Origin of the sequence: Mesorhizobium sp. Cs1299R1N3 (assembly GCF_037179625.1) — a bacterium.
In the GTDB taxonomy this organism is placed as follows: domain Bacteria; phylum Pseudomonadota; class Alphaproteobacteria; order Rhizobiales; family Rhizobiaceae; genus Mesorhizobium; species Mesorhizobium salmacidum.
In genome coordinates this window covers 60,284-85,448 of the sequence record NZ_JAPYKQ010000014.1, presented here as the reverse complement: position 1 = coordinate 85,448, position 25,165 = coordinate 60,284, and the positions used below count along the sequence as shown (strand labels likewise).

Sequence of the window (25,165 nt, the reverse complement as noted above, 5' to 3'; positions counted from 1 at the left end):
GGGCGGCCACGTGGCCGCCCGGTGGATTTCAAGTTACTTGACGTTGGCGCCGACGACAGCGTCCCAGTTCTTGGTGATGGTTTCCTTGGCCTTGCCCTGTTCGTCGAGCGTCGGGAACGCGGCGGCGGCATAGGATTCCGCCGGCGGCAGCTTGGCCAGCACGTCAGCCGGGACCTTGCCGTTCTTGGCAAGATCGTTGAAGCGGATCGGGTGGCAATAGCCCTTCAGCCAGCCGATCTGCCCCTCGTCCGAATAGAGGTATTCCATCCACAGCTTGGCTGCATTCGGATGCGGCGCGAAAGCGCTGATCGCCTGCACGTAGACACCGGCGACAACGCCGGTCTTCGGCACGATGACGTCGACGGGCGGGTTGCCCTTCAGCGTGTCGCGGCCCGAAAGCGCGTTGTAGTCCCAGGTGACGAGGATCGGCGTCTGGCCCTGGGCGAGCGTCGCCGTCTTGCCGATGACCGGCACGAAATTGCCGGCGGCGTTGAGCTTCTTGAAGAAGTCGAGGCCAGCGGTGCCGGCGGCTTCACCAGCTGCCGCACCACCGGAAAGGCCGGCGGCGTAGACGGCCTGGATGGCCTGGTTCGAAGCGCGCGGATCACCGGCAAGCGCGACCGAGTTGGCGAATTCCGGCTTCAGCAGGTCGGCCCAGTCGGTTGGAGCTTCCTTGACCAGATCCTTGTTCACTTCGAAGGCGAGCACACCGTAATAATCGCCGTACCAGGCGCCATCGGCATCCTTGGCGCTGTCCGGGATCGAGTCCCAGGTCGACACCTTGTAAGGCATCAACAGGCCATCGGCCTTGGCGGTCGGGCCGAAGGACAGGCCGACGTCGATGACATCAGGAGCCTGCGGGCCCTTATTGTCCTTATTGGCCTTGATCGCCTCGACTTCATCGCCGGAACCGGCGTCGGGGTTAAGTTCGTTGACCGTGATTTCCGGATATTTCGCCTTGAAGCCGGCGATGACGTCGCCGTAGCCGCACCAGTCATGCGGCAAGGCGATCGTGGTGAGCTGGCCTTCGGCCTTCGCGGCCTTGATGAGATCGTCCATCGAAGCAGCGGACGAAATCACCGACGACACCATGAGGGTCGCGGCCGAAAGGGAAAGCACCTTCCCCGTGAATTTGAACATGTGTTCTCTCCATTGAACTGACGCCGTTGGACGTCTGCGATGCGGTATAGTTTCCGTGTGACAGCCAGATGAAAGCTTTGTGAAACCAGCGCCTCGCAGTGTGAAAAGTTAACTCTTTTTAACGGGCTGTAGCAATTAGCCATCACTTAATTTTCCGGCTAATCATTAATACGCCCTATATTGCCCCTTCCCCTTTCCTTTCCCCTCGTTTCCCGATCAACTTCCGCACCCCGGAACCAGCCTCAGACCGTCCCGGCGATCGCGTTTTCGAGCAGTGTCAGCGCCGCCTTCTTGGTCAGCTTGACGGGATTGCCGCCGGCAGTCGGATCGACCACCGCCATGTCGGCGATCAGCGCCTTGCGCTTCTTGTCCATGTCGAGCCCCTTGATCAGGCCCGGCAGCGCGTGCGGCACCTTCAATTCCTTGCGCAGCTTGATGATTGCCTTGGCGAAGCCGTCGAAGCCGCCCTTGATGCCGCAATAGGCGGCAAGCCTGGCAATACGCTCCTCGATGGAGTCCCGGTTGAAGGCCAGCACGTAAGGCATGAACACGGCATTGGTCATACCGTGATGGGTGTCGTAGAGCGCGCCGATCGGATGCGACAGCGAGTGGATGGCGCCCAGCCCCTTCTGAAAGGCGGCAGCACCCATGGCGGCTGCGCTCATCATATGGGCGCGGGCGACCAGGTCCCCACCGTTGGCATAAGCCTTCGGCAGGTTCTCGAACACCAGGCGCACGCCTTCCACGGCAATGCCATCGGCCATGGGATGGTAGCCCGGTGCGCAATAGGCTTCGAGGCAATGGGCGAGCGCGTCCATGCCGGTACCGGCGGTGATGAAGCCCGGCATGCCGACCGACAGTTCCGGATCGGCAATGACGATCGCCGGCAAAAGTTTCGGGTGGAAGATGACCTTCTTGGTATGGGTCGCCTCATTGGTGATGACACCGGCGCGACCGACCTCCGAGCCGGTGCCTGCCGTGGTCGGCACGGCGATGATCGGGGCGATCGCATCGGAGTCGGCGCGCGTCCACCAGTCGCCGACGTCCTCGAAATCCCAGACCGGCCGCGTCTGGCCGGCCTGAAAAGCGATCAGCTTGCCGAGGTCGAGCGCCGAGCCGCCGCCGAAAGCGATGACACCGTCATGCTTGCCCTTCTTGAACACCGCGATGCCGGCGGTGAGGTTGGAGTCCACCGGGTTCGGCTTCACCTCGAAGAACACGCCATAGGGCACCTTGGCCTCATCGAGAATCCTGAGCGTCGAGGCGACGACCGGCAGTTTCGCCAGGCCCGGATCGGTCACGAAAAGCGGCCGCTTGATGCCGGTGGCCGCGAGCACCTCCGGCAATTCCTTGATGCGCCCGGCGCCGAAGCGAACGGTGGTGGGGTAGTTCCATTTGGAGATGAGCTTGGACATTGCTTGTCTTTCAAAAATCAGATGGCTTCGCGCAGGTGGAATGACTTCGGCCTCGTCAGATTGTCGTAGCCGATGGCCGACAGCCCGGCGCCCTTGCCGGTGTCCTTGACGCCGGTCCAGACCAGCGCGGGATCGAGATAGTCGCAGCGGTTCATGAACACCGTGCCGGTCTCGACCCGGTCGCCGATCGCCACCGCATGCTCGGTGTCGCGCGTCCAGATCGAGGCGGTCAACCCATAGGCGCTGTCGTTCATCAAAGCGATCGCCTCTTCGTCGTTGCGCACCTTCATGATGCCGACGATCGGGCCAAAACTTTCCTCGCGCATGACGCTCATCTGATGGTCGACTCCGGTCAACACCTCCGGCGCCAGGTAGGGCGAGCCGGGCTCGTCGTTAGCCACCTTCATGTCGATGTGCGCCACCGCACCCTTACGCAGCGCTTCGGCCTTCTGCTCGCGGATCAGGTCGGCGAAACGCGCCTGCGCCATCGGCCCCATCGTCGTCGCCTGCTCCAGAGGATTGCCGACGACATAATTCTTCGTCTCGGCGATGAAGCCTTCGACGAACTCGTCATAGACCTTCTCGTGCACATAGACGCGCTCGATGCCGCAGCAGCACTGGCCGGAATTGAAGAAAGCGCCGTCGACCAGATTGGCGACCGCATGGTCCATCTTGGCATCGGGCAGCACATAGGCCGGATCCTTGCCGCCAAGCTCGAGGCCGAGCGTCATGAAGGTGCCTGCCGCCGCCTTTTCGATGGCCCGGCCGCCACCGACCGACCCGGTGAAATTGACATGGTCGATCTTGCCCGAACCCAGCAGTTTTTCGGTCTGGGCGTGGTTGAGGACCACGTTCTGGAACACGCCCTTGGGCAGGCCGGCCTTGTCGAAGGCCTGCTGGAAGCGCTCGCCGACCAGCAATGTCTGCGCCGCATGTTTCAGGATAACGGCGTTGCCGGCCATCAGCGCCGGTACGATGGTGTTGACGGCGGTGAGATAAGGATAGTTCCACGGCGCGATCACCATGACCACGCCGAGCGGATCCTTCTTCACATAGCGGCGGAAGCCGTCCTTCGGGTTGGAGGCCGGCACCGACTTGAGCGCCTGCTCGGCGATCTCGACCATATAGTTGGTGCGTTCCTTGACGCCGCCGAACTCGCCGCCATAGCGAACCGGCCGCCCCATCTGCCAGGCAATCTCCGGCACGATCTCGTCGGTCATCGCGACCAGCGCTTCCAGCATCGCCAGCATGTACTTGCCGCGCTCGACGATCGGCGTCTGCGCCCACTTCTCCTGCGCCGCTTTGGCGCGCTCGACCGCGGCGTTGATCGCCTGATCCGTTGCGATCGGACGCTCGGCGTAGATCGAGCCGTCGATGGGAGATTTTAACTTGACCGTTTCGGTCATTCGTTCAGTCCTCGCACTTCATGAATCTTGATTGGCGCCGCCGCCATTCCAGCGATGGCCCGAGAGGGCAGCGGCGGCTTGGTTTAATATCGTTCGAACCCTCTGTGCAGTTCCCAATCCGTGATCCGGCGGTCGTATTCGAACTGTTCCCACTTCGCCGTGTGGACATAGTGCTCGAGCACATCCTCGCCGAGCGCCTGCTTCAGCATCTTCGACTTGGCCAGCGTCTCCGTGGCATCGCGCAGTGTCTTCGGAATCTCCGGCAAACGAGAAGCCTGATAGGCGTCGCCGACGAAAGGCTTCTGCAATTCCAGCTTCTCGTCGATGCCGGCAAGGCCGGCCGCGATCAGCGCCGCGAAGGCGAGATAGGGATTGAGGTCGGCGCCGCCGATGCGGCATTCCATGCGGATGCCCTTGGTGCCCTCGCCGCACAGGCGGAAGCCGGCGGTGCGGTTGTCCTCGCTCCACATGATCTTGGTCGGCGCGAAGGTGCCTGCCTGGAAGCGCTTGTAGGAGTTGATGTAGGGCGCCAGGAACCAGGTGAATTCCTTGGCGTATTTCAATTGTCCGGCCGCCCATTGCTGGCCGAGCGTCGACAAGGTCCAGTTGGCCGTCTTGTCGAAGAACAGCGGCGTGTTGCCGTCGGCGCTCCACAGCGAGTTGTGGATGTGGCTGGAATTGCCGGCGAGCCCGTAATTGTACTTCGACATGAAGGAGATCGCCTTGCCTTCGGACTCGGCGATTTCCTTGGCGCCGTTCTTCAGGATGACGTGGCGGTCGGCCATGTCGAGCGCTTCGGCATAGCGCACATTGATCTCTTCCTGGCCCGGACCCCACTCGCCCTTGGAATTCTCGATCGGAATGCCGGCCGCTTCCATCTCGTTGCGAAGCCGGCGCATGACGCCTTCTTCCTTGGTGGTGATGCCGATCTGGTAATCGCCGATATAGGGCGAAGCGGTGTCGAGACCTTGCCAGTGCTTCTTGCGGGCGGAATCGTAGCTCTCGTTGAACAGGTAGAATTCGAGCTCGGAAGCGAAATAGCCGATGTAGCCGCGCTCGCTCAGCCGCTTGACCTGTTTCTTCAGGATGGCGCGCGGCGAATGCGGCAGGTCGTCATGGGTGTGGTGGTCGAGCACGTCGCAGATCACCAGTGCGGTCTTTTCCAGCCATGGAATGCGCCGCAGCGTCGCCAGGTCCGGCTTCATGACGAAATCGCCATAGCCCTTCGACCAGCTTGCCGCCTTGTAACCCGGCACCGGTTCCATATCGATGTCGGCCGCCAGCAGATAATTGCAGCCATGCGTCTCGTCATGCGCGGAATCGACGAAATATTGCGCCAGGAACCGTTTTCCCGCCAGTCGGCCCTGCATGTCGACGATGCAGGCCAGCACCGTGTCGATCTCGCCATTGGAGACCGCTTTCTTCAACTGATCGAACGAGAAATTTCCGGCCATTCCTTTGGCGCTCCAGTGCTTGGTCGTTGAAAGGGAGAAACAAAACCATGGCCGGCGCGATGCCGGCCATGGCCATGATGGCGGATGTCAGTGGCCGGTTTCGCCGACCGCCTGTTCGGCAGCTTTGATCGCCGCCTGGCGCTTGGCAATCTGGTCACCGATCGGCGGACCTTGGAAGCGGCGGCTCTCGAAGCCGAACCAGAGCACGGCGGTCAGCAACAGAAAGCCGATGGTGATGTAGAGCACCTTGTCATTCGGCGGCTGGACGGCAATGTAGAAAATGATCGCCATGCCGACGACAGACAGGGCGCAGAACAGCTTGAACAGGCCGCTGCCGAGATTCCATGGACCGGGGCTCGGCCACTTCGCCGTTCCGAAAGCCATCATGCCGAGCACGATCGGAATGATGAAGGAGAGGAACAGGAAGACCAGCGTCGAGTTGACCACGATGGTATAGATATTCGTGCCGCCGATCGAGATGAACTGGGCAAGGAAGACATAGATGATCTCGAGGATCGCAGCGGTCCAGATGGCGTTGACCGGCGTGCGCCAAGTCGGATTGACCTTGGCGAGTGAGGCCGAGCCGACCGGCATGCCGCCGTCACGAGAGAAGGCGAAAAGCATGCGCGAAGCCGAGGTCACCGTGGCCAGACCGCAGAGGAACTGCGCGATCAGGATTCCCAGATAGAGCAGTTCCTTCAACCAGACCGGCAAGATCGCGTCCATGGTGGCGAAAAAGACGTTCCAGCCCTGCTTGGCGCCCGCCGCCAGGTCCGGGATCGCCAGAACGATGGCACACAGCATCACCCAGCCGATCAGCGAGGACCAGACCACGGACGAAACGATCGCCCGCGGAACCGAGTGCGCAGCCTTCAGCGTCTCTTCCGACGTATGTGCCGAAGCATCATATCCGGTGATGGTGTAGACCGGCAAAAGCAGGCAAAGCAGGAAAAGATAGCTCATGGAGTCGGTCTGCGGGAAAACGCCGCCGCCGGCGTCACCCGAGTAATTGGTGAAAGTCCACAGCCGCGTGACGTCGATCGCCGGGGCAAACACAAGGCAGGCCACGATCAACACCGCGGTCGTGGCGAGAATGATGAAGCCGGAAGCATCGGTCAGCATGGCGGTCAACTTGATGCCGAAATGATTGAGCAAAGCCTGCAGCACGGTAATCAGAGCGACGAACCCGACAATTTCTCCTGGAGTCCCGGTTATCCCGAACCAGCTCCCGAACGTTCCGGTGAAGAAGAACGCGGTGCCGATGTTGATTGCGCCGAGCACGGTGATCAAGCCAAGCAGGTTGAGCCAGGCGGTCAGCCAGCCGGTAAAGCGGTTCCCAAGGATCGAGGCCCAGTGATAAAGGCCGCCAGCTGTCGGGAATGCCGAGGCGATCTGTGCCATGGCGAGGGCAAAGAAACCGGATACGGCGCAACCGACGATCCAGCCGATGCCGGCACCGGCGCCGCCGATCGAAGACGTGGCTTGGGCGAAGGAATTGATCCCGCCTGAAAGGATGCAGATGATCGAGAACGAGATCGCGAAGTTCGAGAAGCGACTCATGCTTCGCGACAATTCCTGGGCATAGCCCATTCCGTGGAGAACCTTTAGGTCCTCGTGCTTGTCGACTTCCGTGTAGTCTTGCGCTGACATGTTAGTCCCCTTTGTTTCTTAGCTGGCCGAAAGTACTGACTTTCCTACTGCGCGTTGTCGGGAGCCCATGGCCTCCTCTGGCTCCAGATCCGAAAAAATGCCGGTGAGCAGATCCGCCCATTTCCGCTGCCCGGTCTCGCCGGAGATTTCGTCGTTGCGGATCTCGATCATCGCACAGGGCAAGCCTCGCGAACGTGCGTGCCGTTCCAGCGTGAAATAGACGCGGTCGGCCGGCGAATAGGGCTCGTTGACGCCGACGGTTACGTCGGCAAGCCGCTTGAGTGCAGCGATCAGCGGCGCCGCCAGGCGGCGATCCTCGTCATGGATAATGCCGATGTGCCAGGGCCGGTTTTTGGACTTGTAGACCGGCGTGAAGGAATGGACGGAGACCAGCCGCGTCTCCTGGCCGCGCACCAGCCGCTCCTCGACGATGCGCTCGATCGTGCTGTGAAATGGCTGCCATGACAGGGCCACCCGCGCCGCGAGCTGCTGTTCGGACAGGCCGGTATTGCCCGGTATGGCTGTCGTTTCGCTGACCTGCGGCACCAGGTCCGGCGCGTCGAGCGGCCGATTGCAGTCGACGACCAATCGCGAAATCCGGGTTTCGACCAGCGTGGCATCGAGTGCCTGCGCCATCCGCGACGCAACCGGCAGCGCACCGGGATCCCAGGCGATGTGGCGCGTCAGGTCCTCGGCGGCGAGGCCGAGCGTACCGAATTCGGTCGGCAGGAAATTGGAAGCGTGGTCGCAGGTCAGTACGAAAGGGCTCGATCCGCCGGGGTTCGTCACCCGCACGGTATCAGACGATGCAAGGCTGGCGGGCCGTGCTTTCTCCATAGTCTGCCGTCCCCGGGGAGCGCTGTATCGTATGTTACGTATTTTGCCTCATTGCGTCCCTACGGATGATTTCATACAGTTTGTCTGGCTTTGTCAAATGCGATTTGGGGAAAAGACCGTCGACGGGCCAGGGTGGGGAAAAGATGATTTCCAACATTGCCGAATTGATCGCCGACCGTATCGGCGCGATGCCCGCCGGCGAACGGCGAGCGGCGCAGACGCTGATCGCGAACTATCCGATGATCGGCCTGAAGACGGTCGCCGAATTCTCATACGCGGCCGGCGTCTCCTCGCCGACGATCCTGCGTTTTGTCGCCCGGCTCGGCTTCCAGAACTATCCCGAGTTCCAGTCGAGCCTGCAGGACGAACTGGCGGCGCAATTGCAGTCGCCGGCGATACGAACGCTCAATCCGCCCTCGCCCAATGGCGGCACGGTGTCGCCCATGCTGGAAGCGACGCTCGACAATATGCGCGAGACCTTCAGGCATCTGTCCGACAGGCAGCTTGCCGACATTGCCACCAGGCTGGCCGAGCGGCGCGGCAAGACCTTCCTCATCGGCGGCCGCTTCACCGATCCGCTGGCGCGCTACATGGCAGCCCATCTGGCCGTCATCCAGCCCGATGTCTTTCACCTCGCCGGCCAGGAGAGCATGTGGCGCGACAGGCTGATCGACATGGGCAAGCGCGACGTGCTGGTGATCTTCGACATCAGGCGCTACCAGGACAGCCTTGTCCGCTTTGCCGAGAAGGCGCATCAGCGCGGCGTGCAGATCGTGCTGTTCACCGACCAGTGGCTGTCGCCCATCGCCCGCTTTGCCCGCCATGTCATCGCCGGACGAACCGCCGTGCCCTCCGCATGGGACTCCTCGGCAGCGCTTTTCGTCGTCGCCGAAACGCTGATCGGCGCCGTCACAAGGCAACTCGAAGCTGACGGCGCCCGGCGCATCCGCGAGATGGAAGGCCTGCGATAAGCAGATCCCCCCGGGGCATCGCATCGGCTCCAATACGGCGTCCCGAATTCACGTTACCGAGATTTAATGTGCACGATTGCGTGATAATTGCCATAAACCGATGATATCGGGGTGTGGCGTGGCCGGTTGTTGCCGCCAGCCCGCATCGTCGCTGCATCCGCTTCCACCTGGAACCCAGCGGACGATTGTTGCCGCTGGAGTATCGATGTCGAGCTGGAAACAGATTGTCCTCGCACTTGTGATCGTGGCCGCCGCCGTGGCTGCGTGGGCGCGTTTCTACCCCGGCGCTCCCGAAGTGCTGGCACGCTGGGGGATGGACTGGGCGTATGGCGCGACGCCTTCAGCAAAGGACACCGCAGCGGCTGGCGCCCGGCAGACGGAGCGCACCCGGATTGCCACTATCGTCGCGTCGCCAGCCAGCATGGCCACGATCAACGACCGCCTGCAGGCGATCGGCACCGGCCGCGCCAACGCCTCGGTGACCGTCAATCCCTATAGTTCCGGCCGCCTTGCCGAACTGCTGGTCGAATCCGGCAGCCATGTCGATAAGGGGCAGATCATCGCCTCGCTCGATTCCGACACGGAGATCATCGCCCAGAACCGGGCCAAGCTCGCTTTGCAGGATGCCCAGTCCAAGCTCGACCGTGTCAAGTCGTTGCGCGCCTCAAACACCGCGACGCCGGTCGCGGTCGCCGATGCCGAAGTGGTGCTGGCCGGCGCCAAGCTGGCGCTTCAGGATGCCGAGCTTGCGCTGCAGCGCCGCTCGATCCTGGCGCCTATCGCCGGTACCGTCGGCATCCTGCCGATTTCGGCCGGCAACTATGTGACCAACCAGTCGGCGATCGCCACGCTTGACGACCGCTCCTCGATCCTGGTCGATTTCCAGGTGCCCGAGCGCTTCGCCGCCGCTGTCAAGGTCGGCGCGCAATTGACGGCGACGCCGATCGCCAATCCGAGCAACGCCTATACCGGAACGGTGTCGGCGATCGACAACCACATCGACGAAAAGAGCCGCACCCTGCTGGTCAAGGCCAAGATCGCCAACCCGGCCGATTCGCTGCGCGCCGGCATGTCGTTCTCCATCACCATGAAATTCCCGGGCCAGACCTATCCGGCCGTCAGCCCGCTGGCGATCCTGTGGGGATCGGAGGGCGCCTATGTCTGGCAGATCGAGGACGGCAAGGCCAAGCGGTTGCCGGTTCGCATCATCCAGCGCAACACCGAGACCGTATTGATCGACGCGAAGATCGACAGCGGCGACATGGTGGTCACCGAAGGCACCCAAAGTGTCAGCGAAGGCGGCGAGGTTCGCATCGCCGGCCAGGACCAGCGCGCCGCCGACGCCGCGGAAGGCTCATGACCGGCCCCGCCAACGCCTCCAGCGACACCGGCTTCACCGCGCTGTTCATCCGCAGGCCGGTCATGGCCTTCGTGCTGAACACCCTTATCGCCGTTGCCGGCCTCGCTGCCTTCTACGGTGTCGAGATCCGCGAATTGCCCGACGTCGACCGTGCCGTCGTCACGGTCTCCACCACCTTCGAAGGGGCCGCCGCCGAAACCGTCGACCGCGAATTGACCGACACGATCGAGGGCGCAGTTGCCCGCGTCTCCGGCGTCAAGTCGATCTCGTCTTCCTCCTCCTTCGGCTCGAGCCGTGTCACCATCGAGTTCAACGACGGTGTCGATCTCAACGTCGCCGCCTCGGACGTGCGTGACGCGGTCGGCCGCGTCGCCAACCAGATGCCGGACACGGCCGATCCGCCGCGCATCGTCAAGGCCGACGCCAATTCCGACGCGGTGATGCGGCTGGCGGTGACCTCCGACACCATGTCGATCCAGGACATGACGGTGGTCGTCCAGGACCAGATCGAGGACGAACTGGCCGCCGTGCCCGGTGTCGCCGACGTCCAGGTCTATGGCGATCGCGACAGGATCTTCCGCATCGATGTCGACCAGACCAAGCTCGCCAGCCTTGGCTTCACGGTCGCCGACCTCAGGGCCGCGCTTGCCTCCGTCGCCTTCGATTCCCCGGCCGGGTCGATCACCACGACAAACCAGGACCTGATCGTCCGCACCACGGCCGACGTGACGACGCCTGAGGAATTCGAGAACATCATCATCGGCGGCACGACGCGCATCCGCGATGTCGCGACCGTCACGCTAGGCCCCGATGTCGGCCAGACGACGCTGCGTTCGGACGGCAAGACCGGCATCGGCATCGGCATCATCCGGCAGGCGGAATCGAACACGCTGGACATTTCGACCGGCGTCCAGGCCGCCGTCGCCAAGCTGCAGGAGAACCTGCCCGAGGGCATGTCGATCAAGATCACCAGCGACGACGCTGTCTTCGTCAAGGGTGCGGTGCACGAGGTCGAGATCGCGCTTGGCCTGTCGGTCACCATGGTGCTGATCGTGATTTATGTCTTCCTGCTTGACTGGCGCGCCACGCTGATCCCGGGCTTGTCGATGCCGGTCGCCATGATCGGCACCATAGCCGCCATCTATCTGGCCGGCTTCTCCGTCAACATCCTGACGCTGCTCGCTTTGGTGCTGGCCACCGGCCTTGTCGTCGATGACGCCATCGTGGTGCTGGAAAACATCGTGCGACGGCGTAACGAAGGCATGGGCCCGCGCGCGGCCGCCGTGCTCGGGGCGCAGGAGGTTTTCTTCGCCGTCGTCGCCACGACGCTGACGCTGGTCGCCGTCTTCGTGCCGATCTCGTTCCTGCCGGGCCAGACCGGCGGCCTGTTCCGCGAATTCGGCTTCGTGCTTGCTATGTCGGTGCTTTTGTCCTGCGTGGTGGCGCTGACGCTTTGTCCAATGCTTGCCTCACGCATGCTGACCAGCGCGTCGCTACACCACGAAGGCGGCCATGGCATTGGCGCGCGCATCGGCGGCGTCCTGAATGCCGGCTACAAGCGTGCCCTCCATGCATGTCTCGACGCGCCGTGGATCGTGGTTCTGGTCGCGGTTCTGTTTGCCGGCATCGCGTTTGCGCTGTTCGGCACCATCCGCCAGGAGCTGACGCCAACCGAGGACCGCGCCGCCGTGCTGTTGCGCATCAACGCCCCGCAAGGCGTCAGCCTCGACTATACGACGCAGCAGATGCAGAGGATCGAGCGCCTGATCCAGCCCATGCGCGATTCCGGCGAGATCCGCTCGACCTTCGAAAACGCCGGCCAGAACGGCTCCTACAATTCCGGTTTCATGGTGATGACGCTGGCGCCGTGGGACGAGCGCAGCCGCAGCCAGCAGGAGATCATGGCCGAGATCAGCCAGTTGACCAGGCAGGTGCCCAGCGTGCGCATCTTCCCGGTCCAACCCAACAGCCTCGGCATCCGCGGCGCCGGCAATGGCCTGCAATTCGCGCTGGTCGGCAACGACCGCAAGGCGCTTGGCGACGCGGCGGTCAAGATCATCGCCGAGATGCAGAAGGATCCGCGCTTCCAGACGCCCCGCCTGTCGATCGACCCGACGCAGCCGCAGCTCGCCGTGGCCATCGACCGCGAGCGCGCTTCCGATCTCGGCATCGACATCACCGGGCTCGCCAACACCATGCAAGCCATGCTCGACGGCAACGATGTTGTCGATGTTTACATCGCCGACCGTAGCTACGGCGTGAAGCTGGTCTCGACCACCAACCCGATCAACGACCCGACCGATCTGGAAAATGTCTTCCTCAAGACGGCGGATGGCCGCTTCGTGCCGATGTCGACCATCGCCACGCTGACCGAGCGCGCCGTGCCGCCGTCGCTCTCGCGCGAACAGCAGCAGCCTTCGGTGGCGATTACCTCGAATCTCTCAGGCAATTTCGCGCTTGGCGACGCGCTGACACGCGCGCAGGAGATCGCCGCGCCGCTTCTGCCGCCCGGCAGCCGCATCCTGCCGCTGGCCGAGGCCGCGACTTTGGGCGAAACCAACAGCGCCATGGTCACCATCTTCGGCTTCGCGCTGGTCATCATCCTCTTGGTGCTGGCCGCCCAGTTCGAGAGTTTCGTCAGCGCGGTCATCATCATGGCGACGGTGCCGCTCGGCCTTGCCTGCGCCATTTTCGCCTTGCTGCTCTCGGGCACCAGCCTCAACGCCTACAGCCAGATCGGCCTGGTGCTTCTGGTCGGCGTCATGGCCAAGAACGGCATCCTGATCGTCGAATTCGCCAACCAGCTGCGTGATCGCGGCATGGGCGTGCGCGAAGCGATCGAGCAGGCTTCCACCATTCGCCTGCGGCCGGTGATGATGACGATGATCTGCACAATTCTCGGCGGTGTGCCGCTTGTGCTGGCCGCCGGCGCGGGCGCCGAGGCGCGCGTGGCGCTCGGCTGGGTCATCGTCGGCGGGCTTGGCCTGGCCACCGTCTCGACGCTGTTCCTGACGCCGGTCGCCTATCTCCTGCTTGGCCGCTTCGTCACCCCAAAGACGCATGAGGAAGCACGGCTGAAGCGCGAACTCGAGGAAGCCGCCTACACCAATGTGGAACCGGCGCAATAGAGATAGTTATTTCAGCAGCCGGCCTTCGATGGACCAGCGGGCGGCAAGGAAGTTCAACACAGCCGCTACGATGACGCCGCCGATCTTTGCCGGCCACACACCGGTGATACCGGCGAAGAGTGCGATCGACAGGCTGGAAACGCCGAGCGAAATCAACGCCCCGGCCGTGACGAACCGCAGGAAGGCATCATGCAGCCGGATGGCGTGATTGCGCTCGAACGACCAGAAGCCATTCGCCACGAAAGAGAAGATCACGGCGATCGACCACGAGACGACATTGGCGGATAGCGGCGGGACGTGCAGCTTGAGCAGCAGGGAAAAGCCGACAAGATCGATGGCCGTGTTCGCCAGTCCGACAAGCGCAAAACGGACGATCTTGCTGCCGGTCGAACGCTGGGGCTGTTTGCCGCCGCTCATCCCATGCCGTCCATGATCTCGACACCGGCGCGGGCCAGGCGCGCGCCGAACGCGTCCGAGGCCAGAACCCCAAATTCCACTTCGCGCACGCTTTGCATCGGGTCGCGCGCGCACAGTGTTTCGTCGACATGGCCGGGGTGGCACATGAACAGTCCATGGTCCGGCAGCGCTTCGACCGCAGCCTCCAGCAATGGGGCAAATTTTTCGGGTTGCCGCCAGTCATAGATGCCGGCGAGCGGCTTCCAAACGGCAAAGCCGGCGCGCTGCATCGATTGGTTGAAGCCGGCGGCCACGGCAGCGATTGCCGCGATCTTCGGTGCGACGGCGGCATCGCCCAGCGCGGGAGCGCCGCGCAACGCCGGCCTGTCGGCAGCTTCGCGAAAATGCGCCCGCAGCCATCCGCGCACGACGGGCAGGAAATGCACGTGCTGATGTCCGTCGATGAAGTCGGGCTTGCGGCCCAGCGCCTCGACAAAACGACTATATTGCGCGCCGAGTTCGGCATGGACGTCGCGCTCGTCGATCCGGCCGCGCAGGACCGGCAGGGCCAGCGAACGAAGCGGGGGCAGCCGGCCCTCAGGCGCCAGGCTCGATTTGCCCGTGACGGCTGGCTGGTCCGTAAGGGTCAGGTGCAGTCCGATCGCCGCGTGGCCGCACAGTGGCCTTATACGCGCTGCTGCCCCAGCCCATTCCGGAAAACCGGTCATGCAGCTGGTGCCGGTCAGGCGTCGCCGGCCGATCAGGTCGAGAATCCCGGCGCAAACCCCTGGCGCCAGGCCGTAGTCATCGGCGATCAGGCGAATGCGCCGCGTCATCCGCGGGACGCGCCCGGGGCGCCGTCCGAAACGTCGCTGCGTACGACATCGCGCACGATATACACCGGCCGGTCCTTGCTCTCCGACAGCGTGACCCAGACATATTCGCCGATCAGGCCAAGGAGGGTGAGGTTGAGGCCACCGAGCAGGACGACGGCGACCATCAGGCTGGGATAGCCAGGCACTGCAATGCCGTAGAACATCACTTCGAAGAACACCTTGGCGCCGTAAACGACGCCCGCCAGCGCCGCCAGCATGCCGCTCAGACTGATGATGCGCAGCGGGATGACGGAAAACGACGTAAAGCCTTCCAGCGAAAAGGCGATCAGGTTGAGCCGGCTCCATTTGGATGTGCCGATGGCACGGTTTTCCGGCGAATAGGGTATGGCTTTCTGGCGGAAGCCGGCCCAGGCGAACAGGCCCTTGTTGAAGCGCCGCTTGTCGCGCAAGCTTGTCAGCGCGCGCGCCACGGTACCGCGCATGACGCGAAAGTCTCCCGCATTCTCGGGGATATCGAAACGCTGGCTGCTGTTGATCAGGCTATAGAACAGCTTCGCCAGCTGGCTTCGCCGCCAACTGGCCTCGCGCCGGTCGTTCTGGGCGTAGACGACGTCGATATCGGGGTGTTCCACCAACTCGGCAATCATCTGCAGGCTGACATCCATGGAATGCTGAAGGTCGGAGTCCATGATCAGCACCATGTCGCCGCGCGAATGGTCGAGGCCGGCGAGCACCGCGACCTCCTTGCCGAAATTGCGGCTGAGCCGCACGACCTCCCAGGAACCCGACAGCGCCAGCGAAAACCGCTCGGCGCCGTCGTCGCGACTGCCATCGTCGATCAGGATCTTATGGACGGCCATGCCGAAACGGCTTGATACCGCTTCCTCGAGCCTCTCAAGCAGCCCGGCAAAGGCCGACGCCGACTGCGCCTCGTTGAAGAAGGGCGCTACGATATCGAGTTTCTGCCGCGACTCAGCCATGTGCAACGGGTCCGACATTCACCGCCTTGTCGCGCGCCTTGGCCCAGAACCACCAGATCAGCGAACAGGCGATAAAGGTGACCGCGAGCGGCCGGAACCAAGGGTAGAAGAAATTATGCATGTGGCGCTCGACGCTGGTCAAACCTGTGAGGAACAATACCGTCGACAGCACCGAAGCCAAGACGCCACCACGCTCCTCCCGCCATAGTGTGGCGATAGCGAGACCGGCAGGCACGGCGATCATGGCATAGGTATTTGGCTCGACGCGCGGATTGAAGACGCACATGTAGAAGGCGGCCGTCAGGAAGATCGCCAGTCCGGCCATCCCAGGCTGGAGCTTGCGGTCGAACCAGAGGACGATCGATAGCGTAAGCAGTGCCACGACGACGCGCACGATCGTGGCGGCGAATTCAGGCATGGGCACTCCCGCCGAGGTGAAAGGCGCCGTGAAGTCGGTGGGGACAAAGTGGCCGGACTGGTCGACGGCCATCGAGGTCAGCATGCGGGCGAAATCACCGTACTGCGCGTTGAGATAGCCGGCGGGTGCGAAGGCATACGGTATGGCGAGCACGAACAGCACCGCCAGCACGAGCACGGGTATCAGCCGCAGGCGCAGGGCTCCCACCAGCAAAAGCATGATGATGGCGGTCGGTTTGGCAATGATGGCGACCGAAGCCCAGAAGAAGGTCTCGGCGCGCCGCCCTTCGAGCGCCGACAGGGTCAGGAGCCAGCAGGCGCCGGTCAAGAGGATCGTCGCCTGGCCGTTGCGGATCGCGCCCAGCGCCATCGGCAGGGCAAGGAAGAGCCCGAAGGAAAGCAGCCACGGCAATTCCCCGCCACCGATTTTGCGCACTTGCCGCATCGCCGCGAAGGTGAGCGCCGCGAAGCCCACCGCATGCCACACCACGCCGCCCAGATACGGTCCGAGCTTCAGCACCGGAATGTAGAGTGCGGCAAAGGCCGGCGCGTAGAGATAGCCCATCTCCGACTGGAGATTGTACAGCGGCTGGCCGCTGAGGAATGCCTCGCTGCCATATCCGTAGGCCTGCATCACCGTGCGCGTGTGGGGCGACCATAGCACCAGGCCGAGAACGACCAGGAACGCCCCGACCCACATGCCCAGCCCCAAACGGTCGAAAACCGGCTTGGAAATCGTCATCAACACACCCCGCACGCCATCGCGGAAGACGCCTCAGCCTGGCGTCGTCCCGGCATTCGATGGCGGCGGCATATCACGGACAAAGCGACCAGGCATAGGGGGCTCAATGGCGCAAGCTACGATCCGGCCGTTCCGATAGCGCCGGACACGTGATTGTGTCGAGCGTCGAGAGCAAGGTCACCGCTTTAAGGCCGAATGAACACCTTGCCGTTGGGCTTGGCCAGTTCCGCCGGCACGCGTGCCATTGCCTCGGCCAGCGGAATGACCGCCGTCACGTCGGTCGACCAGCGTCCATCGGAAAAACGCTTCTGCGCCTCGAGGATCGCCGGACCACGCCGATCTTTGAATTGCCGCATCCATTCGCTCAGCCAGAAGCCCTCGATGTGCTTGTGCTGGAAGATCAGTTGGCCGGGTTCGCGGATGACCGTGGCCTCGGGATCGAGCCGGCCGTAGATGATCCAGCGCGCCCGTTTCGGCATTGCATTGAAGATGGCTGAAGCCAGCGGGCCCGTGACAGCATCGAGGAAGATGCGCGGCTGTTCGGCCTTCATCACCTCGCGCAGCGTGGCCTCGAAATCCGGTGCCTTCTCGTTGAGGACATGCGCCGCGCCAAGCTCTTTAAGCATGGCGATCTGCTCGTCGCGGCGCACGGTGACAACAGGCCGGACCCCTTCCTCGCTGGCAAGGCCGATGATCAGCTTGCAGAGCTGGCTGGCGCCGGCGGTCATGACGAAGGCCTTCTCGCCTTCCTGTTTGACGATGTCGAACATGGCGATCGCGGTCAGCGGATTGACGATCATCGCGGCGCCGTCCTCGTCGCGCACCGTATCGAGCAACGGAATGCAGGCCGCCGCCTCGGCGACGGCATATTCGGCCCACGAGCCCCAATTGCTGAGACCGGTGGCGAAAGCGACACGCTTGCCGACGAGGCTTTTGGGATAGGCCTCCTCGCCGCCCGCGACGACCGTGCCGACGCCCTCGAAGCCGGCCGGCCGACCTTTGGCGCGCGGCTGGCCATACTGGCCCTTGATGAAGGCGACATCCGATGGATTGATCGAAGCCAGGCTGACCTTGATCAGCACCTGGCTCGGTCCGGGCGCAGGCACGGCGATGCTGCCCGGCTCGAGATAGGGCTCCATCGCCTCGAGCGCACTGCCGCTCGGCGTCCTGGTATAGCCGTCACCGACCAAGAGCAGCGCCTTCATTTCGGAGGGGATGGTTATCACTGACACTCCTTGGTTGCCGCAGGAAAACCTGTATGTGGCCAGCCGAACGGCCGCTCAGAGCTTCTCCTGCGTATATTTCTTCAACTCCGTACGCGCCACCTGGCGGCGATGGACTGCGTCAGGCCCGTCGGCGAGGCGCAGCGTCCTCAGATGCGTCCACGAGCGCGCCAGTGGCGTATCCTGGCTGATGCCCTGGGCGCCGAACATCTGCACCGCCTCGTCGGTGACCTTGAGCGCCACCCGTGGCGCGACGACCTTGATCTGGCTGATCCAGGGAGCGGCGGCCCGCGCGTCTCCCTGGTCGATCATCCATGCCGCCTTGAGGCAGAGCAGGCGGGCCATCTCGATCTCCATGCGGCATTCGGCGATGATGTCGAAATTGGCGCCAAGCTTCGCCAGCTTCTGGCCGAAGGCCTCGCGGCGCACGGAACGTTGGCACAGCATCTCCAGCGCCATCTCGGCCTGCCCGATGGCGCGCATGCAATGATGGATGCGGCCCGGCCCGAGCCGGCCTTGCGCGATCTCGAAGCCCCTGCCCTCGCCCAGGATCAGGTTCGAGGCCGGTACCCGGACATTGTCGAAGCGAAGATGCATATGGCCATGCGGCGCGTCATCGTCGCCATAGACCTGCATGGCGCGGACCTTGGTCACGCCCTTTGTGGCCGAGGGTATCAGGATCATCGAATGACGGCGATGCTGCGGCTCGTCCTCGCCGCCGGTCCGCACCATGACGATGTAGATGGCGCAGCGCGGATCGCCGGCGCCCGACGCCCACCATTTCTCGCCGTTGAGCACGTAGTCGCCGCCCTGCCGCTCGCAGCGCATGGAAATGTTGGTGGCGTCGGAGGAAGCGACATCGGGCTCCGTCATCAGATAGGCCGAGCGGATTTTTCCGTCCAGCAACGGCTCGAGCCATTCCCGTTTGTGCTCGGCCGAGCCGTAGCGTTCCAGAACCTCCATATTGCCGGTGTCCGGTGCCGAGCAGTTGAATGTTTCGGCGCCGAGATGCGCCTTGCCCATCTCCTCGGCCAGATAGGCGTATTCGACAGTGGACAGGCCGTAGCCACGTTCCGAGCCGGTCAACCAGAAGTTCCACAGGCCGCGCTCCCGTGCGGTCTTCTTCAGCCCTTCGAGGATCTCGCTCTGGCGTTTGCTGTAGACCCAGCGGTCGCCGGCCTTGCCGACTTCGCCCAGGAACTCCTTGTCGAGCGGCATGATCTCGTCGCGCACCATGGCCGCGACGCGTGCGTGGATCGGCTTCAGCCGCTCGGTCATGCCGAGATTCATCTGCGTCATCGGTCGCTAACCCTTCATGCAGGCCGGGCATTTATCCGTGGCAAGGATGACCGTACTTCGGATAGCCTTGTCAACGCGAACTGTTTTGCCCGCGGGCGAAGGCGCGGAGAATTTGGATGAGCTATCTGGATGAGCTGTTTTCGGTTGCCGGCAAGACCGCGCTGGTGACGGGAGCGGCGACCGGCATCGGCCGCATGGCGGCAACCGCGCTGGTCAAGGCCGGCGCTAGCGTCATGATCGCCTCGCGCAAGGGCGAGGACTGCATCAAGGTCGCCAGCGAGTTGAACGGACTTGGCGCCCCGGGCCGGGCGGAAGGCTTTGCCGCCGACGTTTCCAGCGAGGCTGGCATCGCCGCCCTGGTCGGCGAGGTCAAGGCACGGACCGAAAGTCTGCATATTCTGGTCAACAATGCCGGCGTGTCCTGGGGCGCGCCGCTGGAGAGCTTTCCCTATCACGCCTGGGCCAAGGTGTTCGGCGTCAATGTCACCGCGGTCTTCCATCTGACACGCGAATTGCTGCCGCTGCTTGATGCTGCTGCAAGCGACGCCGATCCGGCCCGGGTGATCAATCTGGGATCGGTGATGGGCACGCAGCCGCTGGCCGACGATGCCTATTCCTACACCGCCTCCAAGGCCGCCGTGCATCATCTGACACGCACGCTGGCGTTCGAATTCGCTGGCCGCCGCATCACCGTCAACGCCTTCGCACCAGGCCCATTCCAGAGCCGCATGACCGCATTCGCCACCGGCACGGACGAACAGGCCAGGCATGTCGGCGGCCATGTCCCGATCGGCCGCATCGGCACGCCGGATGACATTGCCGGCGCAACGCTCTATTTGTGCAGCCGTGCAGGCAGCTATGTCACCGGCGCCATCCTGCCGATCGACGGCGGGCAGTCGGTGCAGCATGGGTTGACCTTATTCAAGGAATGACATTTTCCGGCCGCAGAAGCCGGGAGTGAAACAGGAGGACATGAGCGTGGAACCGATCAGTCTCGATGTGCTTCTGGCCAGTGTCGGCAAGGAGGTCGGCGTTTCGCCCTGGCGCGTGGTCACGCAACGCATGATCGACCAGTTCGCCGACGCCACCGACGATCACCAGTTCATCCACTGCGATCCGGAGCGGGCCAAGCGCGAAACGCCGTTCGGTGGCACCATCGCGCACGGCTTCCTATCGCTGTCGCTGTTGTCGGCGATGACATTCGAGACCATGCCGCCGCTGGAAAACGGCAAGATGGGCGTCAACCATGGCTTCGATTCGCTGCGCTTTCTGGCGCCGGTGAAGACCGGCGCGCGCATCCGCACCCATTTCGTGCTGGCCGACGTCAAGGTCAGGCCATCGGGCTGGGTGCAGACGGCGCATGACGTGACCATCGAGATCGAAGGTTCCAAAAAGCCGGCGCTGACCGCCCGCTGGCTGACGCTGACCTTGCTTGAACGTCAGCCCGAGACGGTATGAGCGACCCGAACGCGCTCGACCAGGCGGCGCTTGCGCCTTACCTCGAGGCGCACATCCCGGGCTTTTCCGGGCTCGCGGCAATCGAAAAATTCAAATCCGGCCAATCCAACCCGACCTATCTCCTGACGGCGGCAAGCGGCCGTTACGTGCTGCGCGCCAAGCCGCCAGGCCAACTCTTGAAATCGGCGCACCAGGTCGACCGCGAATTCCGGGTGATGGAGGCGCTTTCGGGCACCGCCGTGCCGGTGCCCAAAATGCTGCATCTGTCGGCCGAGGGCTCGCCGATCGGCCGCATGTTCTACGTCATGGATTTCCTCGACGGCCGCATCTTCTGGGATCCGGCACTGCCTGAGGCCCGCGACAACGATGAGCGCGCCGCGATCTACGATGCCATGAACGCCACGCTTGGTGTCCTGCACGATGTCGATGTCGAGGCGGTGGGTCTCAGCGATTTCGGCCGCCCCGGCAATTACTTCGAGCGGCAGCTGGCACGCTGGACCAGCCAGTACCGTGCCTCCGAAACCGGCACCATTGCCGACATGGATCAACTGATTGCCTGGCTGGACACCCATATGCCGACCGATGACGCCAGGGTCTCGCTGGTGCATGGCGACTATCGGCTGGACAATCTGATCTTCGCGCCGGACCAGCCGAGGGTACTGGCGGTGCTCGACTGGGAATTGTCGACATCAGGCCACCCCTTCGCCGACATCGCCTATCAATGCATGCAATGGCGTCTGCCGCATGTATCCGGCTTTCGCGGCCTTGGCGGCATCGATCGCTCGGCACTCGGCCTGCCTTCCGAGGAAGACTATGTCGCCGCCTATTGCCGGCGACGTGGGCTGACCGGCATCGGCAACTGGACGTTCTTCCTCGCCTTCTCCTTCTTCCGCCTGGCTGCAATCTGCCAGGGTGTCTACAAGCGGGCGCTCGACGGCAATGCGTCCAATCCGGAGAAGGCCAAAACCTATGGCGAGGCGGTGAAACTGCTCTCGCAGCTCGCTGCCGAACTGATCGAAAAGCAGTCGTAATGGGGAGACGTCATGGGTCGCTTCTGACGCCTGCCGCTTGGGAACCCGCGGCGCCCTTGTTCGTTTCCGTACAGCGTATATAATTTAGCCAAGGCACCAACCAGACAAGGGCAACGGACTTGCCGCTGAGCGTCCAGAAACGCCGCGAGAAACAAAAGGCCGAACTGCGCTCGGAGCTTGTCGCGGCCGCGCACAAGCTCGTCCAGGAAGAAGGCTATGAAGGCCTGACCATTCGCAAGCTGGCCAAGCGGGTCGGCTATGCGCCGATGTCGGTCTATTCCTACTTCGCCGACAAGCAGGACATCCTCTTCGCGCTGGCCGAGGACGCATTTGAAACGCTCGCTCGGCGTATCGAGGAGCACCCGTCCGACGATCCGATCGAGGCCTTGCAGGCGGTGATGACCGAATATGCCGCCTTCGGGCTCGGCAATCCCAACGAATACCGCACTGTCTTCATGACCGAAAAGACCAAGCTGCCGGAAGGCAGGAGCTACGAGGACATGGAGGAAGGCAACCCTGCGATGAAGGTGCTGATCAGCAGGGTCGAGGCCTGCGTCGCCGCCGGCAAATTGCGTGGCGATCCGCGCGCCATCGCCACCATGCTGTGGGCGGTCGGCCATGGCACGATCTCGCTGCTGATCACCTTCCCCTTCTATCCCTTCGGCGACGCGCAGGCTTTCGTGAAGCGGATGTGCGACTTCACCCTTGCCACGCTCAGCACGCAAGATGTGCCACCGTTGACCGAGACACCGGTCAACTGCTGAGCGCGACCTCTTCGTTTTTCCAGATTTCCTCACCGCCTCTCCCAGCCAGAATGGGGCGGATCTCTTGGTTAACAAAAAGTCTACCGTACGTGTACAATTTCTCTTGAACTTCGCGATCGACGGACGTATATGTACAGAGCAACGTACATGTACGGAACAAAATTCACCGCCGAACACGGAGACTGACCATGAAAAAGACACTCCTCACCCTCGCCGCCGTCCTGGCACTTTCGGGCTCGGCCTTTGCCGCCAACAACACCACCCACGCGGTCAAGCACCCGACTGCAGCGACCTGCGTCGACACCAAGACCAATGTGAAGCTCGATTGCGCTTCGACCGGATCGGTCGCCAAGAACGCTTCCACGGAAGCCACAACCGACGGCAAGGGCCCGCGGCTCGGGATCACGGTGAACCCGTGGATCATGCCGAGCGCCTACTGAGATTTTCCGAAAGTCGGTTCTGGCCGACTCAGCCGGCCAGATGGTGATTTCAGGCGACCGACACCGGCAGCTTGGTCGCTGAACTTTCGAAGGCCGCGTCGATCAGCTTCTGCATGTCGGCGGCGCGCCGGAACGACGGATCGCCATTCCATCCCGTGTCCAGCGCATCGGCGAAGCGCCGGGCATTGTGCTTGACGGCAGGCGGCGTCAGCATCCGCCAACGGTGCTGATCGACGTCGTCACCCAGGCAGGCCGACAGCCGCGAAACCTTGCCGTCGGTCTCGACCTTGATCGCGCCCTTGGTGCCGTGCAGGGCCAGCGACAAATCATTGCCATGGCCCGTCGCGTAGCGGCTGGCCATGATCGTGGCCAGCGCACCTGAGCTGAGCCGCGCTGTTATCGCCAAGCTGTCATTGACGTCGAGCACATAGTCACCGATGCGGTCGCCCCCCGCCTTCGGAAACGTCACCAGATCGGCATGCAGCGAGACGATATCCTGGGCCGCGCCATAGGTCGCGAAGTCGAGGATATGGATGCCGACATCGCCCAGAACACCCGTCGAACCGTGCCGGCTCGACAGGCGCCACAGCCATTTGTCGTCGACCCGCCAGTCACCCCAGAACTTGCTGACCAGCCAGCTTTGCCGGTAGTTCGCCTCGACATGGCGCAGCTCGCCGATCTCGCCGGCCTCCACCATGCGCCGCGCCTCGTGGATCACCGGCGTGTTGCGATAGGTCAGGTTGACCATGTTGACGAGCCCGGCCGCCTCGGCGGCTTCGCTCATCGCAAGCGCATCGGCATGGTTCGGCGCCAGTGGCTTCTCGCAGAACACATGTTTCCCGACGGCCAGCAGGGCCAGCGTCGTCGCCTTGTGGACCTGGTCCGGCGTCGCGTTGATGGCGGCATCGAACTCGCCCCAGGCGATCGCAGCTTCGAGGCTTTCGAAGAAATTGCCTATTTTGTTGGCGGCGGCGAACGCCGCCGCGCGGCCCGGCAGATGATCGACGCAAGCGACGATGGTACAGCTCGGAACCTGACCGAACTCCTCGATATGATGTGCCGCGATCCAGCCGGTGCCGAGCAAAAGCAGGCGATGCATCAGCCCAGCCCCTTCTCACCGTCGGCATGCAGGCGCAGGCCTTTCTGGACGATCTTCTCCTTGGCCTTGTCCGTCGGCACATTCGGCGCGTTGGTGATGCCGGACCATGCCGGGGCCGGGTTGTGCGCCCAGTGCACGGCGTTGCGCAGCACCTGCTGCACGCCTTCATTGTGATAGATCGGATAGGTCTCGTGGCCCGGTGAGAAATAGAAGATTTTTCCCGCTCCCCGCTGATAGGTCAGGCCGGAGCGGAACACCTCGCCGCCCTCGTACCAGGAGATAAACACCGTCTCCAGCGGCTCCGGCACCGCGAACGGCTCGCCATACATTTCCGTCTCGCCGATCTCCAGGCATTCGCCGATGCCTTGCGCGATCGGGTGGCCGCGATTGATCGCCCAGACACGCTCGCGCTCGCCCGCCTCGCGCCATTTCAGCGAACAGGGCGTGCCCATCAGCCGCTTGAAAATCTTCGAGTAGTGGCCGGAATGAAGCACGATCAGCCCCATGCCTTCCCAGACCCGCTTCTGCACGCGCTCGACGATCTCGTCCTTGACCTCGCCATGGGCGGCATGGCCCCACCACAGAAGCACGTCGGTGGCCGCCAGACATGTCTCGCTCAGGCCGTGTTCGGGTTCCTGCAAGGTGGCGGTGGTCGCTTCGATGCGCTTGTCCTGGTTGAGGGCGGCGGCGATGGTACCGTGCATGCCCAGGGGATAAAGGTCTCGCACGGCGGCATTGGTCTGTTCATGGACGTTCTCGCCCCAGACAACGGCTTTAACAGGCATTTTTCCTCTCCAAAGCGCTTTGAATATCGCATCCGATGAGGTCTTGGGAAGATGTCTGTCGACCAAAATTTGTGAATCAGGGTTTGCGGGTCTTGCGGCCGGGGACGGCCTTGGCCTTGCCGGGTTTCGCCGGCGCGCCAGGAATGGACGACCCCGTAATCGACACGGGATCGCTGGCTGGAAATGTGTCCTCGAGGCCCTCCTCGAGTTCCTCTTCGGCGTCGGCCTCGCGATGCCGCTCATGCTCGAGCGAACGGACCGCCGCGGTTTTCGGCGATTTCGGCGCGGACTTCGACGGCATCGGCAGTTCTCCCTCGATTTGTCGCCGCACAAC

23 protein-coding genes are annotated in these 25,165 nt (G+C 63.2%); 8 read left to right on the top strand and 15 right to left on the bottom strand.

Annotated elements, in window-relative coordinates; genetic code table 11:
* Positions 1-33 precede the first annotated feature (33 nt).
* The 6 genes from O7B34_RS24770 to O7B34_RS24745 all read right to left on the bottom strand — a co-directional run bounded on the left by O7B34_RS24770 (position 34) and on the right by O7B34_RS24745 (position 7,902).
* A complete protein-coding gene (locus O7B34_RS24770) occupies positions 34-1,140 on the bottom strand; it encodes an ABC transporter substrate-binding protein (RefSeq protein ID WP_337148512.1) in 1,107 nt (368 codons plus the stop codon).
* A gap of 242 nt (positions 1,141-1,382) precedes the next feature.
* Complete coding sequence (locus O7B34_RS24765; RefSeq protein ID WP_337148511.1) at positions 1,383-2,555, bottom strand: iron-containing alcohol dehydrogenase; 1,173 nt, start codon at positions 2,553-2,555, stop codon at positions 1,383-1,385.
* A 17-nt stretch (positions 2,556-2,572) separates the two neighbouring features.
* Positions 2,573-3,961 (bottom strand): aldehyde dehydrogenase family protein, encoded by a 1,389-nt coding sequence (locus O7B34_RS24760; protein ID WP_337148510.1) that lies wholly within the window; start codon positions 3,959-3,961, stop codon positions 2,573-2,575.
* 83 nt (positions 3,962-4,044) lie between these two features.
* Entirely contained in the window at positions 4,045-5,415 is a 1,371-nt protein-coding gene (locus tag O7B34_RS24755) for a glutamine synthetase family protein (protein WP_337138745.1), read from the bottom strand.
* Between the two features lie 87 nt (positions 5,416-5,502).
* Positions 5,503-7,065, bottom strand: a complete 1,563-nt coding sequence (locus tag O7B34_RS24750) for an amino acid permease (protein WP_337105523.1) — start codon at positions 7,063-7,065, stop codon at positions 5,503-5,505.
* Between the two features lie 18 nt (positions 7,066-7,083).
* On the bottom strand, positions 7,084-7,902 hold the full coding sequence (locus O7B34_RS24745; RefSeq protein ID WP_337148509.1) for an N-formylglutamate amidohydrolase: 819 nt from the start codon (positions 7,900-7,902) through the stop codon (positions 7,084-7,086).
* A 143-nt stretch (positions 7,903-8,045) separates the two neighbouring features.
* Here O7B34_RS24745 and O7B34_RS24740 point away from each other — a divergent pair, with 143 nt between their 5' ends.
* The 3 genes from O7B34_RS24740 to O7B34_RS24730 all read left to right on the top strand — a co-directional run bounded on the left by O7B34_RS24740 (position 8,046) and on the right by O7B34_RS24730 (position 13,361).
* Positions 8,046-8,873, top strand: a complete 828-nt coding sequence (locus tag O7B34_RS24740) for a MurR/RpiR family transcriptional regulator (RefSeq protein ID WP_337148508.1) — start codon at positions 8,046-8,048, stop codon at positions 8,871-8,873.
* 205 nt (positions 8,874-9,078) lie between these two features.
* Complete coding sequence (locus O7B34_RS24735; RefSeq protein WP_337148507.1) at positions 9,079-10,233, top strand: efflux RND transporter periplasmic adaptor subunit; 1,155 nt, start codon at positions 9,079-9,081, stop codon at positions 10,231-10,233.
* On the top strand, positions 10,230-13,361 hold the full coding sequence (locus O7B34_RS24730; protein WP_337148505.1) for an efflux RND transporter permease subunit: 3,132 nt from the start codon (positions 10,230-10,232) through the stop codon (positions 13,359-13,361). Before O7B34_RS24735 ends, O7B34_RS24730 begins: the two co-directional genes overlap by 4 nt.
* Before the next feature lie 6 nt (positions 13,362-13,367).
* On the opposite strand, the gene O7B34_RS24725 is transcribed toward O7B34_RS24730, so the two are convergent.
* The 6 genes from O7B34_RS24725 to O7B34_RS24700 form a co-directional block, all read right to left on the bottom strand.
* Entirely contained in the window at positions 13,368-13,778 is a 411-nt protein-coding gene (locus O7B34_RS24725; RefSeq protein WP_337148504.1) for a GtrA family protein, read from the bottom strand.
* On the bottom strand, positions 13,775-14,593 hold the full coding sequence (locus O7B34_RS24720) for a ChbG/HpnK family deacetylase (protein ID WP_337148502.1): 819 nt from the start codon (positions 14,591-14,593) through the stop codon (positions 13,775-13,777). Before O7B34_RS24720 ends, O7B34_RS24725 begins: the two co-directional genes overlap by 4 nt.
* Complete coding sequence (locus O7B34_RS24715) at positions 14,590-15,573, bottom strand: glycosyltransferase family 2 protein (protein ID WP_337138752.1); 984 nt, start codon at positions 15,571-15,573, stop codon at positions 14,590-14,592. The genes O7B34_RS24720 and O7B34_RS24715 overlap by 4 nt, the downstream gene beginning before the upstream one ends.
* Entirely contained in the window at positions 15,566-16,732 is a 1,167-nt protein-coding gene (locus O7B34_RS24710) for a glycosyltransferase family 87 protein (protein ID WP_337148501.1), read from the bottom strand. Before O7B34_RS24710 ends, O7B34_RS24715 begins: the two co-directional genes overlap by 8 nt.
* 185 nt (positions 16,733-16,917) lie before the next feature.
* Complete coding sequence (locus O7B34_RS24705; protein ID WP_337148542.1) at positions 16,918-17,955, bottom strand: zinc-binding dehydrogenase; 1,038 nt, start codon at positions 17,953-17,955, stop codon at positions 16,918-16,920.
* Positions 17,956-18,012: 57 nt separating this feature from the next.
* A complete protein-coding gene (locus tag O7B34_RS24700; protein ID WP_337148500.1) occupies positions 18,013-19,254 on the bottom strand; it encodes an acyl-CoA dehydrogenase family protein in 1,242 nt (413 codons plus the stop codon).
* Positions 19,255-19,370: 116 nt separating this feature from the next.
* Between O7B34_RS24700 and O7B34_RS24695 the strand changes: the two genes are divergently transcribed.
* The 5 genes from O7B34_RS24695 (at position 19,371) to O7B34_RS24675 (ending at position 22,947) form a co-directional block, all read left to right on the top strand.
* The gene (locus O7B34_RS24695) at positions 19,371-20,186 is read left to right on the top strand and encodes an SDR family oxidoreductase (RefSeq protein ID WP_337148498.1); all 816 of its coding nucleotides are present in this window, start codon (positions 19,371-19,373) and stop codon (positions 20,184-20,186) included.
* Positions 20,187-20,226: 40 nt separating this feature from the next.
* Positions 20,227-20,712: a MaoC family dehydratase gene (locus O7B34_RS24690; RefSeq protein ID WP_281405562.1), complete on the top strand. Its 486-nt coding sequence runs from the start codon at positions 20,227-20,229 to the stop codon at positions 20,710-20,712.
* Complete coding sequence (locus O7B34_RS24685) at positions 20,709-21,743, top strand: phosphotransferase (protein WP_337148496.1); 1,035 nt, start codon at positions 20,709-20,711, stop codon at positions 21,741-21,743. The genes O7B34_RS24690 and O7B34_RS24685 overlap by 4 nt, the downstream gene beginning before the upstream one ends.
* A gap of 119 nt (positions 21,744-21,862) precedes the next feature.
* The gene (locus tag O7B34_RS24680) at positions 21,863-22,507 is read left to right on the top strand and encodes a TetR/AcrR family transcriptional regulator (RefSeq protein WP_027142975.1); all 645 of its coding nucleotides are present in this window, start codon (positions 21,863-21,865) and stop codon (positions 22,505-22,507) included.
* Between the two features lie 188 nt (positions 22,508-22,695).
* On the top strand, positions 22,696-22,947 hold the full coding sequence (locus tag O7B34_RS24675) for a DUF680 domain-containing protein (RefSeq protein WP_337148494.1): 252 nt from the start codon (positions 22,696-22,698) through the stop codon (positions 22,945-22,947).
* Between the two features lie 49 nt (positions 22,948-22,996).
* On the opposite strand, the gene O7B34_RS24670 is transcribed toward O7B34_RS24675, so the two are convergent.
* The 3 genes from O7B34_RS24670 to O7B34_RS24660 all read right to left on the bottom strand — a co-directional run bounded on the left by O7B34_RS24670 (position 22,997) and on the right by O7B34_RS24660 (position 25,132).
* The gene (locus O7B34_RS24670) at positions 22,997-24,046 is read right to left on the bottom strand and encodes a Gfo/Idh/MocA family protein (protein WP_337148493.1); all 1,050 of its coding nucleotides are present in this window, start codon (positions 24,044-24,046) and stop codon (positions 22,997-22,999) included.
* Complete coding sequence (locus tag O7B34_RS24665) at positions 24,046-24,831, bottom strand: ThuA domain-containing protein (RefSeq protein ID WP_337148492.1); 786 nt, start codon at positions 24,829-24,831, stop codon at positions 24,046-24,048. Before O7B34_RS24665 ends, O7B34_RS24670 begins: the two co-directional genes overlap by 1 nt.
* Before the next feature lie 76 nt (positions 24,832-24,907).
* Entirely contained in the window at positions 24,908-25,132 is a 225-nt protein-coding gene (locus O7B34_RS24660) for a hypothetical protein (RefSeq protein WP_337138761.1), read from the bottom strand.
* Positions 25,133-25,165 lie beyond the last annotated feature (33 nt).

Coding starts and splice junctions, on each gene's coding strand:
- O7B34_RS24770 (WP_337148512.1), bottom strand. CDS start 1,140: ATGTTCAAATTCACGGGGAAGGTGCTTTCCCTTTCGGCCGCGACCCTC.
- O7B34_RS24765 (WP_337148511.1), bottom strand. CDS start 2,555: ATGTCCAAGCTCATCTCCAAATGGAACTACCCCACCACCGTTCGCTTC.
- O7B34_RS24760 (WP_337148510.1), bottom strand. CDS start 3,961: ATGACCGAAACGGTCAAGTTAAAATCTCCCATCGACGGCTCGATCTAC.
- O7B34_RS24755 (WP_337138745.1), bottom strand. CDS start 5,415: ATGGCCGGAAATTTCTCGTTCGATCAGTTGAAGAAAGCGGTCTCCAAT.
- O7B34_RS24750 (WP_337105523.1), bottom strand. CDS start 7,065: ATGTCAGCGCAAGACTACACGGAAGTCGACAAGCACGAGGACCTAAAG.
- O7B34_RS24745 (WP_337148509.1), bottom strand. CDS start 7,902: ATGGAGAAAGCACGGCCCGCCAGCCTTGCATCGTCTGATACCGTGCGG.
- O7B34_RS24740 (WP_337148508.1), top strand. CDS start 8,046: ATGATTTCCAACATTGCCGAATTGATCGCCGACCGTATCGGCGCGATG.
- O7B34_RS24735 (WP_337148507.1), top strand. CDS start 9,079: ATGTCGAGCTGGAAACAGATTGTCCTCGCACTTGTGATCGTGGCCGCC.
- O7B34_RS24730 (WP_337148505.1), top strand. CDS start 10,230: ATGACCGGCCCCGCCAACGCCTCCAGCGACACCGGCTTCACCGCGCTG.
- O7B34_RS24725 (WP_337148504.1), bottom strand. CDS start 13,778: ATGAGCGGCGGCAAACAGCCCCAGCGTTCGACCGGCAGCAAGATCGTC.
- O7B34_RS24720 (WP_337148502.1), bottom strand. CDS start 14,593: ATGACGCGGCGCATTCGCCTGATCGCCGATGACTACGGCCTGGCGCCA.
- O7B34_RS24715 (WP_337138752.1), bottom strand. CDS start 15,573: ATGGCTGAGTCGCGGCAGAAACTCGATATCGTAGCGCCCTTCTTCAAC.
- O7B34_RS24710 (WP_337148501.1), bottom strand. CDS start 16,732: ATGACGATTTCCAAGCCGGTTTTCGACCGTTTGGGGCTGGGCATGTGG.
- O7B34_RS24700 (WP_337148500.1), bottom strand. CDS start 19,254: ATGACGCAGATGAATCTCGGCATGACCGAGCGGCTGAAGCCGATCCAC.
- O7B34_RS24695 (WP_337148498.1), top strand. CDS start 19,371: ATGAGCTATCTGGATGAGCTGTTTTCGGTTGCCGGCAAGACCGCGCTG.
- O7B34_RS24690 (WP_281405562.1), top strand. CDS start 20,227: ATGAGCGTGGAACCGATCAGTCTCGATGTGCTTCTGGCCAGTGTCGGC.
- O7B34_RS24685 (WP_337148496.1), top strand. CDS start 20,709: ATGAGCGACCCGAACGCGCTCGACCAGGCGGCGCTTGCGCCTTACCTC.
- O7B34_RS24675 (WP_337148494.1), top strand. CDS start 22,696: ATGAAAAAGACACTCCTCACCCTCGCCGCCGTCCTGGCACTTTCGGGC.
- O7B34_RS24670 (WP_337148493.1), bottom strand. CDS start 24,046: ATGCATCGCCTGCTTTTGCTCGGCACCGGCTGGATCGCGGCACATCAT.
- O7B34_RS24665 (WP_337148492.1), bottom strand. CDS start 24,831: ATGCCTGTTAAAGCCGTTGTCTGGGGCGAGAACGTCCATGAACAGACC.
- O7B34_RS24660 (WP_337138761.1), bottom strand. CDS start 25,132: ATGCCGTCGAAGTCCGCGCCGAAATCGCCGAAAACCGCGGCGGTCCGT.